This window comes from Endozoicomonas sp. ONNA2 (assembly GCF_024606365.1).
Taxonomy (GTDB): Bacteria; Pseudomonadota; Gammaproteobacteria; order Pseudomonadales; family Endozoicomonadaceae; genus Endozoicomonas.
In genome coordinates this window covers 1-8,196 of sequence record NZ_JAHHPO010000911.1, presented here as the reverse complement: position 1 = coordinate 8,196, position 8,196 = coordinate 1, and the positions used below count along the sequence as shown (strand labels likewise).

Annotated in this window: 10 protein-coding genes; 4 read left to right on the top strand and 6 right to left on the bottom strand. The window is 50.5% G+C overall.

Annotation, left to right across the window (positions count from 1 at the left end):
• Window positions 1-226, top strand: a 226-nt coding sequence (locus KDK14_RS16220; RefSeq protein WP_257266218.1) for a hypothetical protein, incomplete at its 5' end; no start/stop codon positions are given.
• Between the two features lie 89 nt (window positions 227-315).
• Here KDK14_RS16220 and trxB read toward each other — a convergent pair.
• Window positions 316-1,269, bottom strand: a complete 954-nt coding sequence (gene trxB / locus KDK14_RS16215; RefSeq protein ID WP_257266217.1) for a thioredoxin-disulfide reductase — start codon at window positions 1,267-1,269, stop codon at window positions 316-318.
• Between the two features lie 117 nt (window positions 1,270-1,386).
• On the opposite strand from trxB, the gene cysZ reads away from it, so the two are divergent.
• Together cysZ and KDK14_RS16205 are read left to right on the top strand one after the other, a co-directional pair.
• Window positions 1,387-2,169, top strand: a complete 783-nt coding sequence (gene cysZ, locus KDK14_RS16210; RefSeq protein ID WP_257266216.1) for a sulfate transporter CysZ — start codon at window positions 1,387-1,389, stop codon at window positions 2,167-2,169.
• A 26-nt stretch (window positions 2,170-2,195) separates the two neighbouring features.
• Window positions 2,196-2,537: a histidine triad nucleotide-binding protein gene (locus tag KDK14_RS16205; RefSeq protein WP_257266215.1), complete on the top strand. Its 342-nt coding sequence runs from the start codon at window positions 2,196-2,198 to the stop codon at window positions 2,535-2,537.
• A 131-nt stretch (window positions 2,538-2,668) separates the two neighbouring features.
• Here KDK14_RS16205 and KDK14_RS16200 read toward each other — a convergent pair whose 3' ends face one another.
• Window positions 2,669-3,082, bottom strand: a complete 414-nt coding sequence (locus KDK14_RS16200) for an OsmC family protein (RefSeq protein ID WP_257266214.1) — start codon at window positions 3,080-3,082, stop codon at window positions 2,669-2,671.
• Window positions 3,083-3,523: 441 nt separating this feature from the next.
• Here KDK14_RS16200 and sodC point away from each other — a divergent pair, with 441 nt between their 5' ends.
• Complete coding sequence (sodC, locus tag KDK14_RS16195; RefSeq protein ID WP_306671573.1) at window positions 3,524-4,093, top strand: superoxide dismutase [Cu-Zn] SodC; 570 nt, start codon at window positions 3,524-3,526, stop codon at window positions 4,091-4,093.
• Between the two features lie 36 nt (window positions 4,094-4,129).
• Here sodC and trpC read toward each other — a convergent pair whose 3' ends face one another.
• The 4 genes from trpC to trpE are packed head-to-tail and all read right to left on the bottom strand — an operon-like array spanning window position 4,130 to window position 8,098.
• The gene (gene trpC, locus KDK14_RS16190) at window positions 4,130-4,933 is read right to left on the bottom strand and encodes an indole-3-glycerol phosphate synthase TrpC (protein ID WP_257266213.1); all 804 of its coding nucleotides are present in this window, start codon (window positions 4,931-4,933) and stop codon (window positions 4,130-4,132) included.
• A 17-nt stretch (window positions 4,934-4,950) separates the two neighbouring features.
• On the bottom strand, window positions 4,951-6,000 hold the full coding sequence (trpD, locus tag KDK14_RS16185) for an anthranilate phosphoribosyltransferase (RefSeq protein WP_257266212.1): 1,050 nt from the start codon (window positions 5,998-6,000) through the stop codon (window positions 4,951-4,953).
• A gap of 23 nt (window positions 6,001-6,023) precedes the next feature.
• Window positions 6,024-6,608 (bottom strand): aminodeoxychorismate/anthranilate synthase component II, encoded by a 585-nt coding sequence (locus KDK14_RS16180; RefSeq protein ID WP_257266211.1) that lies wholly within the window; start codon window positions 6,606-6,608, stop codon window positions 6,024-6,026.
• The gene (gene trpE, locus KDK14_RS16175; RefSeq protein WP_257266219.1) at window positions 6,608-8,098 is read right to left on the bottom strand and encodes an anthranilate synthase component I; all 1,491 of its coding nucleotides are present in this window, start codon (window positions 8,096-8,098) and stop codon (window positions 6,608-6,610) included. Before trpE ends, KDK14_RS16180 begins: the two co-directional genes overlap by 1 nt.
• Between the last annotated feature and the right edge of the window lie 98 nt (window positions 8,099-8,196).

Here is an 8,196-nt window from a genome sequence, read left to right as displayed (position 1 = left end):
TTGCGAGGAATTCCAACGAAGATCCAGCGGTTCAAAATGGCTGCGCAGTTCATATCTAGAAGGTGGAATTGGTATTAGCTCCTGTGGTAACAGTTCGAGACTGTTTGAGAATAGCAAGAGAAGCAAAAACTATGTCAGGCCAAAACAGGCATCAGTTTTAACTGATTTGTTTAAATTGGTGTGTCAGCAAAAGCAGGCAGTTGAAATTGAGTACGATGTTATCTGATACTCTCAGGGTTGACATTAAGCCTCCCCTTCGGGAAGCAGGCGCTTAATGTCTACCCTGAGAATGGGTGTTTATTCATACCTACAGTTTCAGGATTCCAGGTCATCCAGGTACTTCTCGGCATCCAATGCTGCCATACAGCCAGTGCCGGCAGAGGTAATCGCCTGACGATAGACATGATCCATAACATCCCCGGCGGCAAATACTCCTTCTTTTGAAGTCAGTGTGATGTTTCCTTCCAGACCACTATTCACCCGGATATAGCCATCTTTCATGTCCAGCTGACCGGCAAACATATCGGTATTTGGCGTATGGCCGATGGCGATGAAGCACCCTGCTACTGATATTTCCTGAGCGGCGCCGTCGAGTACGTTTTTAACCCGAACGCCAGTTACCCCCATATCGTCACCGAGCACTTCATCCAGAACAGAATCAAGAACCAGTTTGATATTTCCGTTGCGCACGCGATCCATCAATTTGTCCTGCAGGATTTTTTCTGCGCGAAATTCCTGGCGGCGATGAATCACGGTAACGGTGCTGGCAATGTTAGAGAGATAGAGCGCTTCTTCAACCGCCGTGTTACCGCCACCGACCACCACGACATCTTTATTTTTATAAAAGAATCCGTCACAGGTTGCGCAGGCGGATACCCCTTTACCCATGAAGGCTTCTTCACTGTCCAGACCCAGGTAGCGGGCGCTGGCCCCGGTAGCGATAATCAGGGCGTCACAGGTATAGGTGTGGCTGCCTTTCAGGGTGTATGGCTTGTGACTGAAATCAACTGCTTCTATGTGGTCAAAAATAATTTCTGTACCAAAGCGTTTGGCATGGGCTTCCATATCCATCATCAGGCCAGGGCCCTGAAGCCCTTCCTGGCCACCAGGCCAGTTATCGACATCCGTTGTGGTGGTCAGCTGGCCACCCTGTTGCATGCCCGTAATCATCACCGGGTTCAGGTTGGCCCTTGCGGCATAAACAGCGGCGGTGTAGCCCGCAGGCCCGGAACCAAGAATCAGCAGGCGGGAGTGTCGTGTTGTGCTCATTATTTACTCCAGAAAGATTAGATGGCCATATAATAGCTATAGCCTTTCACCCATGGCAATTGGCAAAAGTGATTGGGGTTATAGTCTGTTGCCAGATATGCGAAGAAAACAAGAGAAATGATTTTTGCTGGTGTAATATTCCGGTTTCTGGCAAACATTAAACACAAATTGATGATACAAAATACCCTGACATCCGGTCCTGGTTACTTTATCCGTGGACTGAGAATGATTTTACTGCCACAGTTGCGATGTTTTGTTTTGATCCCGCTGGTCATTAATATTCTGGTATTTGGTGGGATCATTTATTGGGCATCGGAATATTTCTCTCTGTGGATGGCGCAACTCACCGGTTGGATGCCTGACTGGCTGGGGTTTCTGGAGTATCTGCTATGGCCGCTGTTTTTTCTGGCACTGGCTGCGGTGATGTTTTTTACGTTTACCATTATCGGGAATTTTATTGCAGCTCCGTTTAATGCACTGTTGGCGGAAAAGGTGCAGCGAATGGAAGGTGCTGTACTGCCTGATCTTAAATTGTCTGACTGGCTGACAATTGTGCCGAGAAGTATTGGCAGGGAGTTGCGCAAACTGTTGTATTTCCTGCCCCGCGCAATCCTGCTGCTGATACTGTCCTTTGTTCCGGTGCTTGGATTGGTGTTGTGGTTTTTATTCAATGGCTGGATGATGGCTATCCAGTATTGTGACTATGCAGCGGATAACCGCGGTGTCTCGTTTTCCGAAATGTTATCGCGATTGAAACTGAAGCTATCAACGTCGTGGCCTTTTGGTGCCGTTGTTAACCTGGCCATGTTGATACCGTTGATCAATTTGCTGATTATTCCTGCTGCTGTGGTTGCTGCATCGCTGTTGTGGGAACGGGAAATGGAGCCACCAGCCAGGTGATTGTTTACAGGCAAGGAGTGAATTTGATGAGTTGTCTTTTTTGTAAAATTGCTCAGGGTCATATTCCCGCAGATAAAGTCTTTGAAGATGAAGAGGTGGTGGCATTCAGGGATATTAACCCGGCGGCGCCGACCCATATTCTGGTTATACCCAAAAAGCATATTGCAACGATGAATGATGCCGTAGTAGAAGACCAGTCACTGCTGGGCAAGATGATGCTGGTAGGCAAAGACATCGCTGCCAAAGAAGGGGTGAGTGAGGATGGTTTTCGTTTTGCCCTGAATACCAACAGCCATGGTGGGCAGTCGGTTTATCATATACATCTGCATTTACTGGCGGGCCGCCAAATGCAGTGGCCGCCAGGCTGATTGTGTGTCTTTGCAAAAGGCCATAAAAAGAAGGGAACCACAAAGGCACAAAGACACAAAGTTTTTTCTGGGCTTGCCTGATTCAGGCTCAGCAAACAAAGGCTTCCTTTGTGCCTTCGTGCCTTTGCGGTTTAATCGGTGTCAATAATCTCGTAACTGTGGGTAATTTCAACGCCACCTTCACCCAGCATGCGTGCAACCGAGCAGTATTTTTCGGCGGATAAGTTAACCGCACGTTCAACCTGTGATGCTTTGATGTTGCTGCCTTTCAACACAAAAGACAGATGTATTTTGGTAAAAACGGCGGGAATGGCATCAGCACGTTCTGACTCAATGTCTACATGGCAACTGGTTACTTTCTGACGCGCTTTTTCCAGGATATTAACCACGTCCACCGAAGAACACCCACCTAAACCCATTAACACCATCTCCATGGGGCCTGGCGCGTTTTTCTGGTGTTTATCGGCATCCATGACGATGGAATTGCCACTGTCGGTCAGTCCCAGAAAACGCTGGTTATCAACCCACTTGACTTGTGCCTTCATTTGAAATTCCTGTTCTCGTTTCTAAGGCTGTGTGTATTTGAAGGCAATTGCGACACTCCCCGCCCTATCGGGCGAGGCTTATTTCTGACTTCACAAGCTTTTGCCAGTCTATGGCAACTGGACTTACACAGAAGCCTCCATCAGCAGTAACCGGGTGCCCCTCGGTTATTTTTTGCTAAAGCCTTTGAGTAAAAAAATCAGGGGCCGTCACAGACACCGTAATAATCAGCCTTTGTTGTGTCATTGGAACCTATACTGAGGCTCAAGAGGCTTAAGCTTGCCAAATAGAATCGTATATTTCTGGCTAAGTGGACAGTCTATTCCCGTACAGCCTCTTGGCTATGTGGCAAAGTTGCGACGCTGCAGAGTGACTGATCACTTAGTCAGAAAATATGATTTCATTTGATTAACTACTTATATGTTCTATCAGGAGTTTCTGACATGGTGAATAAAGGTATCAGGTTTCTGGCTCTGCCGATCACGGTATCTGCCTTGTTATTGGGCTGTTCAAATAATTCGGGTCATGTTGAGGACAGGGAAGAGGAAAAGCTGGAGGTTGTGATGTTCCGGGTGACGCCGACAGGTAATGGACCAACCCTGGGCAGCGTGTTTATCCAACAAGGTGATGATGTTACCCAAGGGGTCAGACTGCATCCGGCGCTTCATGATCTGCCACCCGGGGAACACGGCTTTCATGTTCATGAAAATCCTTCCTGTGAGCCAAGAGAAAGGGATGGCCAGAGCGTTGCGGCCCTGGGCGCAGGTGGTCACTATGACCCAGACAGCACTGGCCACCATGAGGGGCCTGCGGGTCACGGGCATTTGGGAGATTTGCCGGTATTAATGGTTGATGCAAATGGCCAAGCGGTCAGCCCGATTGATGCGCCCCGTTTGTCGCTCTCGCAACTGAAGGGGCGCTCGCTGGTGATTCATGCTGGTGCCGATAACTACTCTGACACCCCGCCCCTCGGTGGCGGTGGTGCCAGAATAGCTTGTGGGATCATTCAATAGCTGACGTCTGGCTGACCCTTTCAGGGCGGCCTGCAATCATAAATAAGTACCAAACAACGTCCTGAGCCCTGCTCCCGGATCCTCTTGGCGCATAAAAGCTTCACCCACCAGAAAGCTCGTCACATTATGCCGGACCATGGATTCCACATCCTGTTTTGTGTGTATACCGCTTTCTGTAACCACCAGCCGACTATCAGGAATCAGGTTCAGCAACTCAAACGTATTATTCAGACTGACTTCAAACGTATGCAGATTACGATTGTTGATACCGAGAATAGCGCCCGGTAATGGCAGTGCCCTTTCCAGCTCATCGGTGCCGTGCACCTCGGCCAGAACGTCCATTCCAAGGGATTGAGCCAGCGCATTAAATTCACTGAGCTGTTGGTCAGACAGTGCGGAGACAATCAGGAGGATACAGTCAGCACCAATCATCCGGGCTTCGTATATCTGATACGGGTCAACCATAAAGTCTTTGCGTAACACCGGCAAAGAGCAGGCATCTCGAGCGGCTTGTAAAAAGTGATCACTCCCCTGAAAGAAATCCCGATCGGTCAACACGGACAGGCAACTGGCTCCAGAGCGTTCGTAGCTTCTGGCGATCTCGGCGGGCTCAAAGTGTTCCCGAATAACCCCTTTGCTGGGAGAGGCTTTTTTGATTTCCGCAATGATGGCTGCCTGGTGCTTTTCAAACCGTAACAGCAGGTTACGGGCGAAGCCCCGTGTCGGGGTGTTTTGTGCGGCCAGTGTTTTCACTTTATCAAGCGACATGGTGTTACAGCGCTCGGAAACTTCTTCATGCTTCCGTGCTATGATTTTATTGAGAATCGTCGGTAGCGACATGAATTGGATCCTCGCACTTACCAGGAGGCTGCTTCTGCAGAAAAAACGCGGGTGAAGCTGGCCAGCTCTTTCATTTTCTCCAGCGCCAGACCACTATCGATAGCGTCCAGGGCCATCAGAATGCCTTCCTCAAGGCCACCGGCAACTCCCGAAAGATAAATGGCAGCACCGGCATTCAGGGTGATAATGCTGGCGGCTTTTTCAGCGTATTTTCCCTCCTGTTTACCAAGGGCGTCTTTGATCAACGCCAGTGATTCATGACTGTCTTTCACATCCAGCCCAATCAGGCTTTGGGAGTTAATATTGAAATCTTCCGGTTTCAGGGTGTATTCGCAGATGTTGCCATCCTTCAGCTCAGCAACGTGAGTTGCACTGGCAATACTGATTTCATCCAGTCCATCGACGGAATGCACCACCATAACATGCTCATTACCGAGTTCGCGCAAGGCTTCGGCCATAGGGCGGCATAGCTCCCGGTTAAAGACACCAATCAGCAGGTTTTTCACGTTAGCCGGGTTGGACATCGGCCCAAGAATATTAAACAGCGTACGAATGCCCAGCGCCTGTCGCACACCGACCACATTTTTCATGGCTGAGTGGTGGGCTGGCGCAAACATAAAACCAACACCTGTCGCTTCAATGCAGCGGGCCACCTGATCGGGACTGATAGCCAGGTTAACGCCAGCTTGTTCCAGAAGATCGGCGCTGCCACTTGAGCTGGAAACCCCCCGGTTGCCATGCTTTGCCACGTGGGCACCGGCAGCGGCACAAACAAATGCCGACGCTGTAGAGACATTGAACAAGTGGGCTGCATCCCCGCCGGTACCGACAATATCCACCAGATTCTCAGCGTTAACCTCAACCCGGGTAGCCAGCTTTCGCATAACCATGGCCGCCCCGGTGATTTCTTCAATGCTCTCACTTTTCATCCGCATGCCAGTCAGAAAGGCCGCAATCTGACTGTCACTGCACTGGCCGGTCATGATCTGCTCCATGACTTCGACCATTTCATCACGGCTCAGGTCAAGATGTTGCACGACCCGGTTTATGGCTTCTTTTATCTGCATTGCTTCACTCCCCGGATCAATGATTATGTGGACTGTTTGAGAAAATTGGCCAGAAGCTCATGCCCCATTTCGGTCATAATGGACTCCGGGTGAAACTGCACGCCCTCAACGGGCAGTTCTTTATGGTGAACACCCATGATCTCATCATTGCTGCCGTCTTCAAATTGAGTCCATGCGGTCACCTCAAGACAGTCAGGAAGACTCTCCTTGTCGATCACCAGTGAGTGGTAACGGGTTGTTGTGACCGGGTTGGCCAGACCCTGAAACACCCCGAAATCCTGATGGAAGACCGGAGAAACTTTACCGTGCATCACCTGTCGGGCGCGAACAATCCTGCCGCCATACACCTGGCCTATGCTCTGATGACCAAGACAGACACCCAGAATGGGGATTTTACCCTGAAAGTGTCGTATAATATCCATGGATATGCCGGCTTCGTTTGGTGTACACGGACCCGGGGAAATAACGATATGCTCTGGCTTTAGCTTTTCGATATCAGCAATGGTGATGTGATCGTTCCTGTGAACGTCGACAGTAGCGCCCAATTCTGAGAAGTATTGAACCAGGTTGAAGGTGAATGAGTCGTAGTTGTCGATCATTAACAGCATCAGTGTTTCACCCCTTTAATAAAGCCGGTTTGAGCCATGGCTACCGCACGGAATATGGCGCGCCCCTTATTCATGGTTTCCTTCCATTCAAGGTCAGGGCAGGAGTCTGCAACAATACCTGCACCGGCCTGAATATGGAGCTGACGATCTTTGATCACCGCTGTTCTGATGGCAATAGCGGTGTCCATATTGCCGTTCCAGGCCAGGTAGCCCAATGCGCCGCCATAGACCCCCCGTTTTACCGGCTCCATTTCATCGATGATTTCCATGGCCCGTACTTTGGGTGCCCCGCTTAACGTCCCGGCGGGTAGCGTAGCTTTCAGTACATCAAGGGCATCCAGTCCACTTGTCAGTTCACCCGTCACATTAGAGACAATATGCATCACATGGGAGTATCGCTCGACGACCATCTTGTCCGTCAGTTTTACTGAGCCTGTGGTGGCTACACGTCCAACATCGTTTCTGCCAAGGTCGATCAGCATCAGGTGTTCTGCCAGCTCTTTGGGGTCATTGAGCAGCTCCTGTTCAAGCGCTTTATCCTCTGCTTCGGTATCACCCCGCTTACGGGTGCCGGCAATGGGTCTTACGGTCACCTCGCCATCTTCCAGCCGGGCCAGAATTTCCGGAGAAGAGCCGACGATATGAAAATCACCCAGATCCATGTAGTACATGTAGGGCGAAGGGTTAGTGCTTCGCAACGCCCGGTAAAGATTCAGCGGTGAGCTGTCATAGGGGATTGACATTCTTTGGGAGAGCACCACCTGCATTGCATCGCCTGCCAGAATGTAATCCCGAATTTTACCAACCGAGGCTTTGAAGGTTTTTTCGCCAAACCCCGATTGAAAATCATCTTCACCGGCGGGGTGCACAGATGCCTGGACCAGAGGTTGAATATGGCTGGTCTGCAATTGGCGCACAAGGTTGTCCAGACGAAATTGTGCTTTTTCCAGGGCAGCTGGCTGGCAAGGGTTGGCATGGGTAATAAGGATCAGTTTGCCACTGAGGTTGTCCAATACCACCAGTTCGTCTGACACCATTAACAGAATGTCCGGTGTATGCAGCTCGTCTTTCGGGGGGCTGTGTGCCAGTTTGGGTTCAATATAGCGAATCGTATCGTAACCAAAATAACCCACGAGGCCGCCGGTGAATCTGGGCAGTTCCGGCAGCTCCGGCACTTGATAACGTTGCTGGAATGCCTTGATAAACGCCAGTGGGTCGCAGGTGGTGTGTTCTTCCACAATCTGGCCATCAGTTTCGATCTGGATACGATCGCCGTTGACCCGGAGCAAGGTGCTACAGGGCAGGCCAATCATTGAGTAACGCCCCCACTTTTCACCGCCCTCTACAGACTCCAGCAGGTAGGAGTAGTGGCCATTGGCGAGCTTGAGATAGGTGGTTAACGGTGTGTCCAGGTCTGCCAGAATCTCACGCACCACGGGGATGCGGTTGTATCCTTCTCTGGTCAGACGCGCAAACGTTTCAGGCGTCATAGCAGTTCTCTTGAATAAGCCAGGAGGCTGTCCGAGAATAGACTGCCCTACGCGGCAACTGCTCCTGCGTTGCTCTGGCTCCTGCATCCATGCAGTCG